Origin of the sequence: Lentzea flaviverrucosa (genome assembly GCF_003350445.1) — a bacterium.
GTDB classification, from domain to species: domain Bacteria; phylum Actinomycetota; class Actinomycetes; order Mycobacteriales; family Pseudonocardiaceae; genus Lentzea; species Lentzea californiensis.
This window is the reverse complement of record NZ_QQAU01000017.1, coordinates 14,074-29,544: the sequence shown is the minus strand read 5'-3', so window position 1 is coordinate 29,544 and position 15,471 is coordinate 14,074. Positions and strand designations below refer to the sequence as shown.

Here is a 15,471-nt window from a genome sequence, read left to right as displayed (position 1 = left end):
GCGACGTTAAGCGGGGTCGTCACGGCGTCGCGCCCGTCACGTGACGCTGCCCCTGTACGTCACTGGACCGGGTGAAAGACTTCCGCGCATGCGCGAGGTGGGCAACAGACGCTACCGGCTGGTTCGCGAGCTGGGGCGCGGCGGCATGGGGGTCGTGTGGCTGGGGGAGGACACCGTCCTCGGCCGCGACGTCGCCGTCAAGGAACTGCTGCTGCCCGGCACCGTGCCCGCCGGAGAACGAGCCGTGTACCAGGAACGGGTGCTGCGCGAGGCACGCATCGCCTCTCGGCTCCAGGACCCCGCCGTCGTCACCGTCTACGACCTCATCTCCGAGGACGACCAGACGTTCATCGTCATGGAGCTGATCAACGCCCCGACGCTGGAGGAGTCGGTCGACCTCGACGGACCGCTCGGGACGCGCGAGGCGGCCACGCTGGCCCGGCAGCTGCTGGGCGCGCTGGAGGCGGCGCACTCGTCCGGCGTGGTGCACCGGGACGTCAAGCCCGGCAACGTGATGGTGCCCGGCAGGGGCACCGCGAAGCTCACCGACTTCGGCATCGCCCAGTCCGTCGACGACCCCCGGCTCACGGCCACCGGCACGCTGATCGGTTGCCCGCCTACATGTCGCCGGAACGACTGGCGGGCGGCGAGGCCTCGCCCGCCTGGGACCTCTGGGCGCTCGGAGCGACGCTGTTCTTCGCCGTGGAGGGACGCGGCGCGTTCGACCGCCCGACCACCTCGGCGACGATCCTCGCGGTGATGAACGAACGGCCGGTGCCGCGGGTGGCCGGACCGCTCGGCGAGCTGATCACCGGCCTGATGGAACCCGATCCCGCACGGCGTCTCGGCATGGCCAGGGCGCACGAACTCATCGAGCACGCGCTGGCCGCCGCGGAGCTCTACCCGGCCAGGCCACCGGTGGTGACCGGCGCCGCGCCGACGGTGGCCGGCCCGACGCTGCGCGTGAACCTCCCGGCGCCGTCCGGAAGCGGACCCCCGCCCACGTCCGGACCGGTGGCCATCGGCCAGTTCGCTCCCGCCCGGTCTTCCCGGTCCCCCCTCGCCGCAAGCGGTCGGCAGGCTTGATCCTCTCGGCGACGCTGATCCCGCTGTTCCTCGTCGGCGCGCTGGTCCTGTTGTACGTCACCGTGTTCAGGCCGATGCTCATCGCCATGGGCAAGGGCGTGCCGGACATCCCCGCGAGCACCGCCGCGATGCAGCCGGTGCTGACCATCGGCCCGGGCGGTGACCTGGCGGAGGGCACGCTGTCGCTGGCCTTCCGCAACTCCTGCCTCACCTGACTGCCCGCGAAGGGCGCCCCGAAGATCCAGACCGAGGACCGCGTCGGCTGCTACGCCGAGCACGACGTCGAGCTGCTCGACACCGTCCTCGCCGACACCGAGACCGAGAAGGACGTCCCCTACCCCGGCGCCGAGCAGCTCACCAAGGTCGGCGGCACGGAGTGCACGCGCACGTTCCTGTCGGCCAAGGTGAACGGCCAGGACAAGGAGAAGACACTGCGGTACTGGGTGGTCATCCCGACCGCGGAGGCGTGGAAGGTCAGGACGGAGAACGGGTACCGCGGCTCGGACCGCCTCATCCACTGCTTCGTCGGCAAGGCGGACGGATCGAAGCTGGTCGAGCCCTTGATGAAGGACCAGGTGTCACATCTGCGCGGGCAATCGGGTCTTCCTGGCAGGAACCCCGCACGCGAAGGATGAACACCATGTCTTATCCCAAGAAGGTCTACCTCGGCGACACCGGCGAGGTGAGCGCGCGCTACCGGCCCGCGAGCACCCCGGTCGACACCGGTGAGCCCGGCAACGGCATCCACTACCTCGCGACCACCGAGACCACGCGCGGCGAGTTCGGCCTGTACCGGGTCGTCATGAAGCCCAAGGCCGGCGGTCCGGCGACGCACTTCCACCGGACGATCTCCGAGTCGTTCTTCATCCTCGACGGCACCGTGCGCCTCTACAACGGCGACAAGTGGATCGAGGCGGGGAAGGGCGACTTCCTGCACGTGCCGCAGGGCGGGTTGCACGCCTTCCGCAACGACGCCGACGCACCGGCCGAGATGTTGTTGCTGTTCACGCCCGGTGCGCCGCGCGAGGAGTACTTCGAGCGGCTCGGCGAGGTCGCGGCGGCCGACCGCGCCGCGTTCCTCGACGAGCACGACTCGTACTTCGTGGAGGGCTGAGGTCAGGCCTCGACCTCGATCGCGGAGGCCGGGCACACGGCCGCCGCGTGCCGGACGTCGGCCAGGCGCTCCGGCGGCGGGCTGGCGTCCAGCAGGTCGACCAGGCCGTCGTCGTCGCGCTGGTCGAACACGTCGTCCGCGGCGAGCACGCACTGCCCGGCCCCGACGCACTTGCCCTGGTCCACCACGATGTTCACGCCGACCTCCAGGTGACGGGCAGCTCCGCCACGCCGCCGGTGAGCGTCGCGCGGACCTGCAGCTGGTCGAGTTCCTTGGCCAGCCGCATCGACGGCAGGCGCTTGGCGAGCGCGGCGAACACCACGCGCAGTTCCGTGCGAGCCAGGGACGCGCCGATGCAGAAGTGCGCGCCGTGGCCGAAACCGAGGTGTGTCCTTTCCGGACGGTCCGGGTCGAAGTCTTCGGCGTTGGAGTACACGGACGCGTCGCGGTTGGCGGCGTTGGTCGAGATGACCAGCGCGTCACCGGCCTTGATGGTCACGCCCGCGATGTCGACGTCCTCGCGGGCGTACCGCAGCAGGCCGAGGTCGCCGGGTGCGCCCAGGCGCATGACCTCCTCGACCACCGCGTCGACGCGGCCGTCCGGGTCGGCGACGAGGGCGTCCCAGCGCGAGCGGTCGGTGAGCAGGAACAGCACGCCCAGGCCGATGCGGTTGACCGTGGTCTCGTGGCCCGCGAACAGCAGTCCGACGCAGAGCCGGACCATCTGCACGTAGTCGAACGACGGGTCTTCGGCCTGTGCGCGCACGAGGTCGGAGATCACGTCCTCGCCGAGCGCGCCGCGCTTGGACTCGACGAGCCCGACCATGTACCGGAAGAACTCCTCGCGCGCCTTGTGCGCTTCTTCGCCGATCTCGGTGCCCGCCATGCGTTCGGACAGCGACGCGAACAGCTCGTTGTCCTCCTCGGGGACGCCGAGCAGACGGCAGATCATGGCCACCGGCAACGGGAACGCGAGCCCGCGGTGCAGGTCGACCACACCCGTCCTCTCGTGCTCGGCGATCAACGCGTCCAGGCAGCTGTCGACCAGCTCCTCCATGTTCTCGCCCAGCAGCCGCATCCGCTTGGCGGAGAACGCGGGCGTCAGCAGGCGGCGCATGCGCGTGTGGTCGGCCTCCTCCGTCGCGTACTCGCCGGTCGGGCCGTCCTGCACGGCGGCGGTCGAGATGCGGGAGGCCTTCTCCGGCTCCGGGTGGGAACGGCCGAAGCGCTTGTCCCCCAGCAGGAGGCGGACCTCCTCGTACCGCGTCACGAGCCAGGCGGGGTCGCCTGCCGGCGTCGTCACGGGTGCGATCGGTGCCTCGCGTCGCAGCACCTCGTAGAGCGGAGCGAGATCGAGGACGTTCGGCCTGGCCAGCGGCAGCTTCAGGCGCTCTGCGTCAATGCTCATGCACCGACCGTAGCGCTTAATGGCAGATGGTGCCAATAAATGTTCCCGGCTGGGTGACGTGCTTGAATCGCCCGATGACGGACGTTGCGACAGAAAAGCCTCGCCGTGGCCGGCCTCCGGTCAGCGACGAGCAACGTCGACGTCAGCGCCTCGACCTCTCCCGCCACGCTGTCCGGTTGTTCGCCGAGCAGGGCGTCGCCGCCACGTCGGGAGAGCAGATCGCGCAGGCCGCGGGCGTCTCCGAACGCACGTTCTGGCGGCACTTCCCGCACAAGGAGAGCTGCGTCGAACCGCTGCTGACCAAGATGGTCGACGCCTTCTGCGTGGTGGTGCGCGCGTGGCCGCGCGAGCTCGAGCTGATCGACCACCTGCGCGAGGCGTACAGCCCGTTGCTGGACGAGGCGTCGGACGAGGACATCGAAGCGGTGCTGGCCGTGGTGCGGCTGACCCACGGCGAACAGGCGTTGCGCGCCGCCTACCTGATGTTGCGCGAACGGGCGGAGGACGCCCTCGCGGAAGTGCTCGCCGAACGGGCGGGACTGCCGCGGAACGCGATCGAGGTGAGGGTGCAGGCCGCCGCGATGAGCGCGGTGCTCAAGGTCGCCACCGACGACGTGGCCAGGTCCGCGGCGGACGGCGTCACGAGGGAGACGCTCGAAGGGCATCGCGAGCAGATCGCCGCCGCGCTGCGCGGCCTGTCGCAGATGCTCTAGCCACGCCTCTAGGCCGTGAGGTTCGAGAGCGCCCACATGAACACGATGACCAGCGTGATCACGACGACCACGCCGACCGTGCCGGCCAGTGCCATCCCCGTCCCGGCGGAACGCCACGGCGCGGGTGCGGCCACCTTCACGACGAGGCCGGCGATGGCCGAGCCGAGCGCGATCCAGATGAACGAGTAGGCGTATTCGCCGCCCTGCCAGCCGAACGACTCCAGTGCGTCGTTCAGGAACGCGACGACGGTCGCGACGAGCAGGACGGCGGTGGTGGCGAACCCGGCCAGTGCGGCGAGGCGGCCACGGTCGATTTCGGTCACACGTCGAGAGTGCCGCCGCTGGTCCGCGACGGCATCGGTACAACTACTCACACCCTGAGCAGGGCTTTGACTCGGTCGCGCAACGCGTGGGCCACCGAGTCGAAGCCGTTCTTCACATACGCGCCCTGCGCCGCGAAGATCGCGTCCGCGTACTTGCCCGTGAACGTCTCGAACGTGCGGTAGCTGCACCGCTGCGGCCCGAGCGGTGTGATCAACTGGTCGCGCGTGCCGAGCAGGCCCGGGAACGTGTCGCCGGTGTCGTAGCGCAGCAATCGAGGTGGCTCGACCTCTCGGATGTACTCGCGGCTGACGAACGTCCCCTCGCCGCCGTCCGGACGTGGCAGCGTGAGGTCGATCGGCGAGTCGATCTCCAGCGTCGTGGCGACCGCCAGCGTGTAGGGATTCCACTGTGGATAGTGCGGGTAGTCGAGCAGCACGTTCCACACGAACGATGCGGGCGCATCGATCTCCACGACCACGGACTCGATGAGATGTGTCATGCCGGCATGTACTCCCCGCCGTTGACGTCGAGCACGGCACCGGTGACCTCGGAAGCGTGCCGGGACAACAGGAACAGCACGGCTCCTGCGCACGCGTCATCGGTCGGGATGCGGCCCAGCGGGTTGCGGGCGGCGATCTCGTCGTAGACGTCCTGCGCGCTCGTCCCGCGCGCCTCGGCGGTGAACTCGAGGTAGAAGCGCACACCCGGTCCGTCGAGCCAGCCCATCACGGCCTGGTTCGCGCGGATGCCGTGCTCGCCCAGTTCCAGCGCCAGGAACTGGGTCGCGGTCGCCATCGCGGCCTTCGCCACGGCGTACCCGCCCTCGCCGCGCATGGGTTTGCGGGTCGTCATCGTGCCCACGTTGACGATCGAACCGCGTCCGGCGGCCTTCATGTGCGGCACCACCGCGCGGGTCACGTTCAGCGCGCCGAACAGGATGATGTCCATGGACCGGCGGACCGCCTTCTCGGGCGTCTCCAGCAGGTCGAACCAGCCGGGGTGCCCGAACGCCGAGTTCACCAGCCCGGTGATCGTGCCGAACCGCTCGACGGCCGTCTCGGTCAGCCGCGCGACCTCCTCGGGCCGCCGCACGTCGCACTGCACGCCGACGGCCTCGCCACCGGCCGCGGCGACGTCCTCCTCCACCTGCTTCATCACGTCGGCGGAGCGGGCGGCCATCACGACCTTCGCGCCCTCGGCGGCGGCGCGGACGGCGAGCTTCGAGCCCAGGCCGGGGCCGACGCCGGTGATCACCACGACCTCGTCTTGCAGCATCACAGGTAGACCTCCGAGTAGAAGGCGAAGTCCCGTCGCAGCTGGTCCTCGGACAGCCCGAAGTCCGGTGGTGCGTAGGAGTGCGAGCCGTGCCGTTCCGTGCGGTTCTGCGCGAGGTAGGCCTCGAACGCCGCGTCGTCGGCGGGGCCGGCGGGCAGGTCCAGCGCCTCCAGCACCCGGCGGGCGACCTCCAGCGGTTTGCTGACCGTGTCGGCGAACCGCACGTCCACGAACCGGTCGGGACGCGCGGACCGGGCCGCCGCGAAACCCTCCAGCGTCGTGGCGAACCTGCGGGACCAGTACCGTCCGATCCGTGCCGGATCGACGTTCTCGCTGTACTGCGAGGACATCGCGCGCACCATCGACGCGTACGACGGCACGGCGTTGACGGGGGAGCGGTGAGTCATCACGATCCTGCAGCCGGCGAACTCGTCCAGCACGGTGTCGACCGCGGTCAGGTGGTGCGGTGACTTGAGCACCCACGGCAGCGAGCGCGAAGCGTTCTGCCACTGCAACACCTGCAGCCACTCGCGCAGTTCGCGGTAGGCGGGCCGCTGGTCGGCCGAGCGCAACCAGTCGCCGTACGCGGGCACCCAGTAGAACGAGTCGAAGCTCATCGACACGAACGTCCGGTCCAGCAGGATCACGTCCTCCTCCGGCCCGTCCCACACCACGGTGTGCAGGTCGCCGAAGTCGGGGGAGAGCTGAGCGAACATCTGCATGCGTTCCTGCGCACGGCGTTTGCGCTGCTCGGCGCCGGGGCCCTCGCCGGGGAACGGCAGCGGGTACGCGACCTCCCACGACAACGTGGACGTCACCTGGGGCGACGCGGCGAGAAGCCGGTGCAGCAACGTCGAACCGGTGCGCGGCAGACCGCAGATCTCGGCGGCCACCCGGACCTCGACGTCGAGCACCTCGGGGTGCACGCGCTGGAGCTCCCGCAACCGCAGGCGGTCGGACAGCAGCGCGGCCAGCCGGTGCTTCGTCAGCTCGAAGCCCAGCGGTGACAGCGCGGCCTCGGTGTTGAGGCTGTGCACGAGCACGTCCAGCGGCTCGCGGAACCAGTCGTCGCCGAAGTCGGAGAGCCCGCTCTTGGCGGAGGCCTTCTCCAGCAACTCCGGCACGTTCAGCGCTGTCGTGACCGTCATCGAACCTCCTCCAGGGGGACCACGCGGCACTTCGGGATCGGGTGGGCGGAAGCGCCGAGCCAGCGCAGCAACGCGGTGCCCGAGCTGTGGCCGCACGTGTCGATCCAGTTGCCCACGCCGGGATCCTCGGCGGCCACCACGATCGTCAGCCGGCCGCCGGACAGCGACGCCGTGTGCTTGTTGACGGTGATTCTGCGGTGGTGGTCGAGTGACTCCATCCACCAGTTGCCGAGCTGGAAGTTCCAGTACGGGCAGTCCGGCACGTCGGTCTCGATCACCCACGCCTCGCCGGGCTTCAGCGTCCAGTAGCCGTGCAGGTAGAAGATCTCCGGATCGCCGCCCGCCCGCTGGAACATCTCCTGGCCGAAGTCGGGCAGTTCGTTGGGGCGCGCCATGAACGTGCGGGTCCAGTGCGCGAACGTGGCCGCTGTGCCGTGCACCGATAAAGCGGCCCGCTGCAACGCTTTGGCGAGGAACTCAGGAGTCAGGGGAGCGGGCTCGGCGGGTCCACCGACCTGCTCTATGTGCCACTGACCCGGTGTCTCGGTCGTGCGGTCCAGATAGGTCTGCCGCACCACCAGGCCGGTGGAGTCGGGCGCGAGCGGCAGCCAGTTCCCGGGCTGGGGTTCGGCGCTGGCGATGATCTCCACGGTGCCGTCCTGCCCGAGCGCCAGGTCGGCGTCGGACAGCTCGCCGGTCGACGCCATCGTGCCGTCCTTGGCGTACCGGTTGGCCTTCGACCCGATGCTGAAGTACGCGATGGTGCCGCGGGTCCCGGTGATCCGGTACGTCCGGTCGCCGCGGATGTTCGCGGACAGGTAGACGTTGTCCGGGTTGTCCGCGCCGATCTTCACGAGGTCGAGCTCGTGGAAGCGCGGGAAGTCGGGATCGGCGTTGTCCAGGCAGGAGTACAGCATCTCGCGGGTGAGCCGGGAGAGGTACCGGTAGCCCTCCGCGCGGTCGAGCGGGGTGTCCGGTGCCTGGTCGGAGAGAACGACCTCGCCGGCCTTCTCCAACGCCCGGCAGAACTGCGACCACGCCTGGTCCGGCACTGGATGCCTCCCGAATTTAGAACGTGTTCTAGCTGAACGTACACGATTTTGGACAACGTTCAACAGACGCCGAGCGCACGCAGCCGTGCCACCACGGCGTCCGCCGCGGCCTGTGCGCTCAACGTCGTCGTGTCGAGCCGCACCTCGGGTTCCGCGGGTGGTTCGTAGGGTGAGTCGATGCCGGTGAAGTTCGCCAGCTCACCCCTGCGCGCCTTGCGGTACAGGCCTTTCGGGTCGCGCTGTTCGGCCACGGCCAGCGGCGTGTCCACGAAGACCTCGCAGAACTCGTTCTCGCCGACCAGTTCCCGTGCCAGTGCCCGCTCGGCCCGGAACGGCGAGATGAACGAGACCAGCACGATCAGCCCGGCGTCCACCATCAGCGCGGCGACCTCGGCGATGCGCCGGATGTTCTCGACGCGGTCCGCGTCGGTGAACCCGAGGTCGGAGTTGAGCCCGTGCCGCACGTTGTCGCCGTCGAGCAGGAACGTGTGCCGGCCCTCGGCGTGCAGCGCCTTCTCGACCAGGTCGGCGATCGTGGACTTGCCCGCCCCGGACAGCCCGGTCAGCCACACCACGCACGGCCGGTGCCCGTTGCGCGCGATCCGGGCCTGCTTGTCGACGGTGAGCGTCTGCCAGCGCACGTTGGACGGGCTCAGCGCGAAGTCGATCATCCCGGCGCCGACCGTGGCGTTGGACAGCCGATCGAGCACCACGAACGAGCCGAGATCGCGGTTGGCGCGGTAGCCCTCGAACGGCACGGGTGCGTCGAAGTGCACGTTGTCGACGCCGATCTCGTTGAGCCCCAACGCCTTGGTCGCGGTGAAGCCGACCGTGCGCGCGCCGATCTTCGCCAGGTACTGCCGGCCGGGCAGCAGCCCGTTCTCGTGCAGCCACACCAGCCGCGCCTGGAACGAGTCCGCGATGCCCGGCGGGTCCTGCGCGGCGCCCAGGACGTCGCCCCGGCTCGCGTCCACGTCGTCCGCCAGCACGACGGTGACCGACGATCCGGCCGGCGCCTCGTCCAGGTCGCCGTCCATGGTGACGATCCGGGCGACGCTGGTGGTCCGGTTGCCGAGACGGACCGTCTCGTCTCGTCTCAGTGTCCCGCCCAGCACGCGACCGGACAGGCCGCGGAACGTCGCGTCCGGCCTGTTGACCCACTGCACCAGGAAACGAGACGGACCGTCTCGTCTCGTGTCGCTGGAACGAGACGAGACGTCTCGTCTCGCAGATGGTGTGACCAGTTCCAGCCACTGCAGCAGGGTCGGCCCGTCGTACCAGGGCGTCAGCTCGCTGCGCCCGACCACGTTGACGCCCTCGGTCGCCGACATCGGCACACAGGTGATCTCCTCGAGGTCCAGGTCGGCGGCGAACTCCGCGAACGACGCGCTGACCTCCTCGAACAGCTCCCGCGAATAGCCCGCGAGGTCGAGCTTGTTCACGGCCAGGGCCACGTGCCGGATGCCCAGCAGCGACACGATGCGCGCGTGCCGGCGCGTCTGGCTGAGCACGCCCTTGCGCGCGTCGAGCAGCAGAACCGCTGCCTCAGCTGTGGAAGCGCCGGTGACCATGTTGCGCGTGTACTGCTCGTGCCCCGGGGTGTCCGCGACGATGAACCGCCGCGCCTCGGTGGCGAAGAACCGGTAGGCGACGTCGATCGTGATGCCCTGCTCGCGTTCGGCGGCCAGCCCGTCCACCAGCAGTGCGAAGTCCAGCTCGCCGCCCCGCGTGCCGACCCGGCGGGAGTCCGCCTCCAGGGCCGCGAGGTGATCGGCGTAGAGCAGCTTCGACTCGTACAGCAGCCGCCCGATCAGCGTGCTCTTCCCGTCGTCCACGCTGCCGCAGGTGATGAACCGCAGAAGCTCCATCAGAAGTACCCCTCCCGCTTCTTGCGCTCCATCGACCCGCTCTGGTCGTGGTCGATCACCCGGCCCTGCCGCTCCGACGTCGTCGCGGCCCGCATCTCCTCGACGATCTCCGCGACCGTGCGCGCCTCGCTGCGCACCGCGCCCGTCAGCGGGTAGCAGCCGAGCGTGCGGAACCGGACCAGTTCCTGCCGGGGTTCCGCGTGCAACGGCATCCGGTCGTCGTCGACCATGATCAGCGTGCCGTCGCGGTCGACCACCGGCCGCACGGCCGCGAAGTACAGGGGCACCACGGGAATCCGCTCGCGTTCGACGTAGCGCCACACGTCGAGCTCGGTCCAGTTCGACAGCGGGAACACCCTGATGCTCTCCCCGGGCGCGACCCGCGTGTTGTAGAGCCGCCACAGTTCCGGTCGCTGGTTCTTCGGGTCCCACTGGTGCTGCGCGGTCCGGAACGAGAACACCCTCTCCTTGGCGCGCGAGGCCTCCTCGTCGCGCCGCGCGCCGCCGAACGCCACGTCGAACCGGTGCTCGTCCAGCGCCTGGCGCAGACCTTGCGTCTTCCACAGGTCGGTGTGCCGCGCGGAACCGTGGTCGAACGGGTTGATGCCCGCCGCCACGCAGTCGGGGTTGCGGTGCACGATCAGGTCCAGGCCGAGTTCGGCGACGACGGCGTCCCGGAACGCGATCATCTCCCGGAACTTCCACGTGGTGTCGACGTGCAGCAACGGGAACGGCGGCTTCGACGGATAAAAGGCCTTGCGCGCCAAGTGGAGCAGCACCGAGCTGTCCTTGCCGATCGAGTACAGCAGCACCGGTCGTTCGCTCTCCGCCACGGCCTCGCGGAAGATGTCGATGCTGTCGGCTTCGAGCTGGTCGAGGTGGTTCACACGAGCACCCCCGCGAGTTCCGGACGGCAGATCAGCAGGTCTGGGAGCCAGGGATCGGGCTGGTTGTAGACGAGCGGCCGTCCATCGGCGCGGGAGGCGTGCAACCCGGCCGCGCGGGCCACGTAGACGGGCGCGGCGGAATCCCACTCGTACATGCCGCCCGCGTGCAGGTAGGCGTCCGCCTCGCCGCGCACGACGGCCATCGTCTTCGCGCCCGCGCTGCCCATGGGCACCAGCACGGCGTTGATCGTCTCGGCGATCCGGCGCGCGTGCGCGGGTGGCCGGGTGCGGCTGACCACGATTCGGATCCGGCGGCGCGAAGCCCTTGGCACAGGGCGCAGAGCGGGCACCGCCACGGCTCCCGCGACGAGCTCGCCGCGTTCCCAGAGCGCCACGTGCACGGCCCAGTCGGTGCGGCCGGGCTCGGCGTACTCGCGGCTGCCGTCCAGCGGGTCGATGATCCACACCCGGTCGGCGGCCATCCGGTGCGGATCGTCGGGCGCCTCCTCGGACAGCACCGCGTCGGCCGGGCGGTGCTCGGCGAGCTGCGCCGCCAGGAAGAGCTGCGCGACGTGGTCACCGTCGCCCGGCCTCACGCTGACCAGCAACCGGCCGGTCTCGGTGGCTAATCGTCTTGCCAGCTCCGCATCGGTCTCCGCCATGCACCCGAGCGTAGCGAGCAAACCGAACAACGTTCAATATGCTTTTGAACGTTGTTCAAAGTAGGCTGAACGCCGTGAGCACCGAGCAAACGGCCTGGGGGGACGCGGAGGGCAGGCGGCGCGACATCCTGTCGTCCGCCGAGCTGATCCTCGAAGAGCAGGGCTACGCGGGCCTGACCATGCGGGCGATCGCGGTCGGCGCGGGCGTCAGTTCCGGCACCGTGTACCAGTACTTCTCCGGCAAGGAGGACGTCTTCGCGGCGTTGATGGAACGGCGCCTGGACGAGCTGCAACGCACTCTCGCCACCGTCGACCGCGGCCTCGGCGTCGCGGGCGTGCTCAGGGAGGTCGAGCCGCAGATCACCGACCTGTGGCGGCGGTTCGGGCGGTCGGCCGCGCAGTGGGAGGCCAAGGTGCTCTCCGGCGGCCGCCGGGGCCGGGAGGTCGCCGGATCGGCCCAGGACTACCGCAAGACGCTCAAAGCGCTCGCGAAGGCGCTGAAGGAGACCGCCGAGGCGTGCGGCCAGGAGTTGATCGACGACCCCGCACTGCCGCACTGGGTCTGGGACTCGCTGATCGGCCTCGCGGACGACCTGCTGCTGCAGGGCGCCCGCATCAACCGGGTCAAGCCGGCTCAGCTCGTCGAGTTCGCCACCGGTGCGATCGAGCGGGGGATCATCGCCCGCTGACGGGCTGGTCGTAGCGCCGCCGGATGCTCGTGCCGAGGATGCTGACGTCGGCGCCGTAGACGTGGATCGAGATCGCCACGGAGCTGGAGTTGTTGCACACCTTGTGGATGTCGCCCGGCGGCACCAGGTAGGACGCCACGCCCTCCGGGGTCTTGTTGACGCGCAACGGGATCAGCCGATCGCCGCGCAGCCGGTAGGTGGTCTCTTCCTCCTCGCCGACGTACGTGCCGACGACGCACCACGAGACGTGGTCGTGGATGCAGGTCTCCTGACCCGGCAGCCACACCAGCGCGACGACCGAGAAGCTGCCGTCCGGTTCGACGTGCAGGACGTGCTGGCGGTAGGCGTTCGGGTCGGGTTCCCGCTGCGTCGCGCTCAGCAGGAACGGGTCGGTGAGGTGGCCCTCCAGCGTCCGCGACACCCGAGCGGCGACGGCCGCGTCGTCACCGCCGCCGGCGATCGCGGCCCGGAGCGAGCCCACCAGGAGCGTGGCCGTGGGGGAGAGCAGGCTGTGCGTCATGAGCGGGTCCTCCTCTGAGGAAAGCGGAGATCAGCCGATCAACGCCGTGCCGGTCAGCACGAGGACGACGATCACCGTGGTCGAGAGCAGGCCCAGCAGCAGCACCGCCGGGCCGGAACGGATCAGGGAACGCAGGCGCACCGCCGTGCCGAGCGCGAACATGCCCGCCGCCAGCAGCACGTTGTCGACGAACGTCGCCACCGACAGCACGACGTCGGGCAGCAGGCCGGTCGCCCGCACCGCCGCCATGGCGAGGAAACCGAGCACGAACAACGGCACGATCGGCGGACGCTGTCCGGACGCCGGGTACTTGAGGCGCTCGGCGAAGCTCACGGCGGCGAGCATCGGCGCGAGCAGCACGACCCGCGTCAGCTTCACCGCGACGGCGATGGCCAGGGCGCCGGTGACGGGTCCGGCCGCGGCCACGACCTGCGCGACCTCGTGCACGCTGCCGCCCGCCCACACCCCGTACTGCGCGGGCGTGAGGCCCGTCAACGGGAACAGCGCGGGCAGGGCGAACATCGCGACGGTGCCGAAGAGCGTGACCAGGCCGAGCGCCTTCGCCACGTCCTCCTCGTCCTGCCGGCGGACGCTGTTCATCGCGGCCACCGCGGAGGCGCCGCAGATCGAGAACCCGGTCGCGATGAGCAACGACAGGCCCTCGCTGACCCCGAGCACCCGCCCGAGCCAGCGCGTCACGACGAACGTGACGACCACGGCGACCACCGCGAGCAGCAGGATCTCGTAGCCGAGCTTCAGCACGTCCTGGAAGACCAGCTTCAGCCCGAGCAGCACGACGCCCAGGCGCAGCAGACGACGTGCGGCGAGCTTCACCCCCGGCGTGACCGACGGCGGCAGCGTCACGACGTTGGCCACGACGGCGCCGAGCAGCACGGCGACGGTGAGCGCGCTGACCGAGGGGTAGAGCCAGGACACGACCATCGCGACCGCGACACCGGCCGCGACCAGCGCGAGGCCGGGCAACACCGAGCCGGCCGTGCGCGGGGTCGTCCTGGCGATGCCCATACCGGTAACGATGACCAGCGCGGGCTATGCGCAGTAGATGACCATTCCTTGGAGGCCCATAAGGCGCGCTTATGCCTTGGCCGACGCGGAGATCAACGCGTCCACGGTCGCGCGCATGATCGGCAGCCGGATGAGGTCCGGCCAGGTGTAGAGCGACGTGAGCCGTTGCGCCGCCGACTCCACCTCGACCGCGGTCAGACCGGGGTGCTGCAGGAACGACAGCAGCAGCCTGGGCACCAGCGCGACGCCCAGACCTGCGGTGACGAGACTCTGGATGGCCAGGTTGTCGTCGGTCGAGCAGGTGATGTCCGGGACGAACCCGGCCGCCCCGCACGCCTGGTGCAGCGCGCGCTGGCACCGCACACAACCGGCGATCCAGCGTTCCTCCGCCGCCTCGGTCAGCGACACGCGCTCACGGCCGGCGAGCCGGTGACCGGCGGGCACGAGCAACGCCAGGGGCTCCCGCAGCAACGGCACGCTCAGCATGCCGTTCACGGTGGCCTCGTCCTGCGGTTCGTCGAGGTAGCTGAAGCTCAGCACCAGGTCGACCTCACCGCGCCGCAGCAGCGCGAACGAGTCCGGCGGCTCCTCCTCGACCAGCTCGAGCCGCAGCGCGGGCCGTTCCTCGGCCAGGATCGCCGCCGCCGCGGGCACGAGCGACACGTTGGCGCTCGGGAACGCGCAGATCCGGATCGTGCCGATGTCGTGCGTGGCTATCGCGCTGACCTGCTGGTGCGTCGTCGCCAGCTGGTCCAGCAGGTCCGACCCGCGTTCCGCCAGGATCCGGCCGGCCTCGGTGAGGTGCAGGCCCCGGCCCGTCCGCACGAACAGCGGCCCGCCGACCTGCCGCTCCAGAGCGCGCATCTGCTGGCTGACGGCCGGCTGGGAGCAGTGCAGCAACCGCGCGGCGGCGCTGAACGAGCCGGTCCTCGCTACCGTCGCGAAGACCTCGAGCTGGCGGGTGTCGAACATGTCCGCACTGTAGGGCCAGGGCTCATTTTCCGGTGACGAGCGAATCGAGCGTGGCGCCGTTGTGCTCGCCGCAGTGCCGCCGGGAGGCGTCGAGCGTCATCGGCTTGTCCGCCTCGGCGGGGGTGCCGACCTGCCCGAAGAGCCGTCTGAGCAGCTCGACCTGTTCGTCGACGCCCGCGCGGAGGAAGTCTCCGCAGCTGGACTTGACGGTGAGCCGGCCGTCCGACGGCATCAGGTCCACCGGCCCGAGGACGAACAGGAACGCGATGATGATCGCGAGCCCGAACCCGATGACCGCACCGCTCGCGGAGCTCTTGCGCGGGGCCAGCCAGTTCTGGGCCTGCTCGACGAACGGCTCGGCGGGGGAGAGGTCGGCGTCGATCCAGAACTCGAGGCTGTCGCCGCCGGTCACGTCGAACTGGACGTGCCCGGCGGCGAGCATGATGCGCACGATCTGCTTGCGCTCGTACGAACCCGACCAGAACGGTTCAGGCCGCACCAGCACCAGCCTGTCGGGCAGCAGGAACACGACGTCGCGCTCGCCCCTGGCCAGGCGCTCGGTCTGGCCGGGGCCGACGATCGTGCCTGCCAGCCTGGCCATCACGAGGGCGTGTTCGTGCTCGTCGAGGGCCTCGGCGGCCGACGACCACAGATCGGGTTCCACGTCACTGCTATCGCTGCAGGCAGGGACGTTAGTTAGCCGTGGCCGCCGAGGTTCCTCCGAATG

General features: G+C 70.1%; 21 protein-coding genes. 7 read left to right on the top strand and 14 right to left on the bottom strand.

Annotated features, from left to right (window positions below):
* Window positions 1-88 precede the first annotated feature (88 nt).
* The 5 genes from DFR72_RS38045 to DFR72_RS38030 all read left to right on the top strand — a co-directional run bounded on the left by DFR72_RS38045 (window position 89) and on the right by DFR72_RS38030 (window position 2,200).
* On the top strand, window positions 89-760 hold the full coding sequence (locus DFR72_RS38045; protein WP_245983811.1) for a serine/threonine-protein kinase: 672 nt from the start codon (window positions 89-91) through the stop codon (window positions 758-760).
* Complete coding sequence (locus tag DFR72_RS47265) at window positions 760-1,086, top strand: hypothetical protein (RefSeq protein WP_245983810.1); 327 nt, start codon at window positions 760-762, stop codon at window positions 1,084-1,086. The genes DFR72_RS38045 and DFR72_RS47265 overlap by 1 nt, the downstream gene beginning before the upstream one ends.
* Entirely contained in the window at window positions 1,083-1,301 is a 219-nt protein-coding gene (locus DFR72_RS38040; protein ID WP_090071812.1) for a hypothetical protein, read from the top strand. The genes DFR72_RS47265 and DFR72_RS38040 overlap by 4 nt, the downstream gene beginning before the upstream one ends.
* Before the next feature lie 189 nt (window positions 1,302-1,490).
* Window positions 1,491-1,721, top strand: coding sequence for a hypothetical protein (locus DFR72_RS38035; RefSeq protein WP_090071814.1), 231 nt, complete (start codon window positions 1,491-1,493; stop codon window positions 1,719-1,721).
* 5 nt (window positions 1,722-1,726) lie between these two features.
* Complete coding sequence (locus DFR72_RS38030; protein ID WP_090071902.1) at window positions 1,727-2,200, top strand: cupin domain-containing protein; 474 nt, start codon at window positions 1,727-1,729, stop codon at window positions 2,198-2,200.
* 2 nt (window positions 2,201-2,202) lie between these two features.
* Here DFR72_RS38030 and DFR72_RS38025 read toward each other — a convergent pair whose 3' ends face one another.
* Entirely contained in the window at window positions 2,203-2,397 is a 195-nt protein-coding gene (locus DFR72_RS38025; protein WP_090071816.1) for a ferredoxin, read from the bottom strand.
* Window positions 2,394-3,608 carry a cytochrome P450 gene (locus DFR72_RS38020; RefSeq protein ID WP_090071818.1) on the bottom strand — a complete coding sequence of 405 codons (1,215 nt, stop codon included), beginning with the start codon at window positions 3,606-3,608 and terminating at the stop codon, window positions 2,394-2,396. The genes DFR72_RS38025 and DFR72_RS38020 overlap by 4 nt, the downstream gene beginning before the upstream one ends.
* Before the next feature lie 74 nt (window positions 3,609-3,682).
* On the opposite strand from DFR72_RS38020, the gene DFR72_RS38015 reads away from it, so the two are divergent.
* The gene (locus tag DFR72_RS38015) at window positions 3,683-4,321 is read left to right on the top strand and encodes a TetR/AcrR family transcriptional regulator (RefSeq protein WP_090071820.1); all 639 of its coding nucleotides are present in this window, start codon (window positions 3,683-3,685) and stop codon (window positions 4,319-4,321) included.
* Window positions 4,322-4,329: 8 nt separating this feature from the next.
* Here DFR72_RS38015 and DFR72_RS38010 read toward each other — a convergent pair whose 3' ends face one another.
* The 8 genes from DFR72_RS38010 to DFR72_RS37975 are packed head-to-tail and all read right to left on the bottom strand — an operon-like array spanning window position 4,330 to window position 11,537.
* A complete protein-coding gene (locus tag DFR72_RS38010) occupies window positions 4,330-4,644 on the bottom strand; it encodes a hypothetical protein (protein ID WP_090071822.1) in 315 nt (104 codons plus the stop codon).
* A 47-nt stretch (window positions 4,645-4,691) separates the two neighbouring features.
* Complete coding sequence (locus DFR72_RS38005) at window positions 4,692-5,144, bottom strand: SRPBCC domain-containing protein (RefSeq protein WP_090071824.1); 453 nt, start codon at window positions 5,142-5,144, stop codon at window positions 4,692-4,694.
* Complete coding sequence (locus tag DFR72_RS38000; RefSeq protein ID WP_090071904.1) at window positions 5,141-5,920, bottom strand: SDR family oxidoreductase; 780 nt, start codon at window positions 5,918-5,920, stop codon at window positions 5,141-5,143. Before DFR72_RS38000 ends, DFR72_RS38005 begins: the two co-directional genes overlap by 4 nt.
* Complete coding sequence (locus tag DFR72_RS37995) at window positions 5,920-7,068, bottom strand: sulfotransferase family protein (RefSeq protein WP_090071826.1); 1,149 nt, start codon at window positions 7,066-7,068, stop codon at window positions 5,920-5,922. Before DFR72_RS37995 ends, DFR72_RS38000 begins: the two co-directional genes overlap by 1 nt.
* A complete protein-coding gene (locus DFR72_RS37990; protein ID WP_090071828.1) occupies window positions 7,065-8,120 on the bottom strand; it encodes a DUF1214 domain-containing protein in 1,056 nt (351 codons plus the stop codon). The genes DFR72_RS37995 and DFR72_RS37990 overlap by 4 nt, the downstream gene beginning before the upstream one ends.
* Before the next feature lie 59 nt (window positions 8,121-8,179).
* Window positions 8,180-9,988, bottom strand: a complete 1,809-nt coding sequence (gene cysC / locus DFR72_RS37985; protein ID WP_090071829.1) for an adenylyl-sulfate kinase — start codon at window positions 9,986-9,988, stop codon at window positions 8,180-8,182.
* A complete protein-coding gene (cysD, locus tag DFR72_RS37980; RefSeq protein WP_245983809.1) occupies window positions 9,988-10,875 on the bottom strand; it encodes a sulfate adenylyltransferase subunit CysD in 888 nt (295 codons plus the stop codon). The genes cysC and cysD overlap by 1 nt, the downstream gene beginning before the upstream one ends.
* Window positions 10,872-11,537, bottom strand: coding sequence for a 3'(2'),5'-bisphosphate nucleotidase CysQ (locus DFR72_RS37975; protein ID WP_090071831.1), 666 nt, complete (start codon window positions 11,535-11,537; stop codon window positions 10,872-10,874). The genes cysD and DFR72_RS37975 overlap by 4 nt, the downstream gene beginning before the upstream one ends.
* A 74-nt stretch (window positions 11,538-11,611) precedes the next feature.
* Here DFR72_RS37975 and DFR72_RS37970 point away from each other — a divergent pair, with 74 nt between their 5' ends.
* On the top strand, window positions 11,612-12,226 hold the full coding sequence (locus DFR72_RS37970) for a TetR/AcrR family transcriptional regulator (protein ID WP_170176585.1): 615 nt from the start codon (window positions 11,612-11,614) through the stop codon (window positions 12,224-12,226).
* Here the strand turns inward: DFR72_RS37970 and DFR72_RS37965 are convergent.
* The 4 genes from DFR72_RS37965 to DFR72_RS37950 form a co-directional block, all read right to left on the bottom strand.
* On the bottom strand, window positions 12,213-12,746 hold the full coding sequence (locus tag DFR72_RS37965; protein WP_090071835.1) for a cysteine dioxygenase family protein: 534 nt from the start codon (window positions 12,744-12,746) through the stop codon (window positions 12,213-12,215). The genes DFR72_RS37970 and DFR72_RS37965 overlap by 14 nt on opposite strands.
* Before the next feature lie 30 nt (window positions 12,747-12,776).
* A complete protein-coding gene (locus DFR72_RS37960) occupies window positions 12,777-13,772 on the bottom strand; it encodes a YeiH family protein (RefSeq protein ID WP_090071837.1) in 996 nt (331 codons plus the stop codon).
* A gap of 69 nt (window positions 13,773-13,841) precedes the next feature.
* Window positions 13,842-14,744, bottom strand: a complete 903-nt coding sequence (locus DFR72_RS37955) for a LysR family transcriptional regulator (RefSeq protein WP_090071839.1) — start codon at window positions 14,742-14,744, stop codon at window positions 13,842-13,844.
* A gap of 22 nt (window positions 14,745-14,766) precedes the next feature.
* Window positions 14,767-15,408, bottom strand: coding sequence for a hypothetical protein (locus DFR72_RS37950; protein ID WP_090071841.1), 642 nt, complete (start codon window positions 15,406-15,408; stop codon window positions 14,767-14,769).
* Between the last annotated feature and the right edge of the window lie 63 nt (window positions 15,409-15,471).

Bases quoted from the DNA above. Each gene is read 5' to 3' on its own strand.
- DFR72_RS37960 (WP_090071837.1), bottom strand. From the start codon at position 13,772: ATGGGCATCGCCAGGACGACCCCGCGCACGGCCGGCTCGGTGTTGCCC.
- DFR72_RS38020 (WP_090071818.1), bottom strand. From the start codon at position 3,608: ATGAGCATTGACGCAGAGCGCCTGAAGCTGCCGCTGGCCAGGCCGAAC.
- DFR72_RS38005 (WP_090071824.1), bottom strand. From the start codon at position 5,144: ATGACACATCTCATCGAGTCCGTGGTCGTGGAGATCGATGCGCCCGCA.
- DFR72_RS47265 (WP_245983810.1), top strand. From the start codon at position 760: ATGAACGAACGGCCGGTGCCGCGGGTGGCCGGACCGCTCGGCGAGCTG.
- DFR72_RS38030 (WP_090071902.1), top strand. From the start codon at position 1,727: ATGTCTTATCCCAAGAAGGTCTACCTCGGCGACACCGGCGAGGTGAGC.
- DFR72_RS37955 (WP_090071839.1), bottom strand. From the start codon at position 14,744: ATGTTCGACACCCGCCAGCTCGAGGTCTTCGCGACGGTAGCGAGGACC.
- DFR72_RS38015 (WP_090071820.1), top strand. From the start codon at position 3,683: ATGACGGACGTTGCGACAGAAAAGCCTCGCCGTGGCCGGCCTCCGGTC.
- DFR72_RS38045 (WP_245983811.1), top strand. From the start codon at position 89: ATGCGCGAGGTGGGCAACAGACGCTACCGGCTGGTTCGCGAGCTGGGG.
- DFR72_RS37975 (WP_090071831.1), bottom strand. From the start codon at position 11,537: ATGGCGGAGACCGATGCGGAGCTGGCAAGACGATTAGCCACCGAGACC.
- DFR72_RS37965 (WP_090071835.1), bottom strand. From the start codon at position 12,746: ATGACGCACAGCCTGCTCTCCCCCACGGCCACGCTCCTGGTGGGCTCG.
- DFR72_RS37995 (WP_090071826.1), bottom strand. From the start codon at position 7,068: ATGACGGTCACGACAGCGCTGAACGTGCCGGAGTTGCTGGAGAAGGCC.
- cysC (WP_090071829.1), bottom strand. From the start codon at position 9,988: ATGGAGCTTCTGCGGTTCATCACCTGCGGCAGCGTGGACGACGGGAAG.
- DFR72_RS38000 (WP_090071904.1), bottom strand. From the start codon at position 5,920: ATGCTGCAAGACGAGGTCGTGGTGATCACCGGCGTCGGCCCCGGCCTG.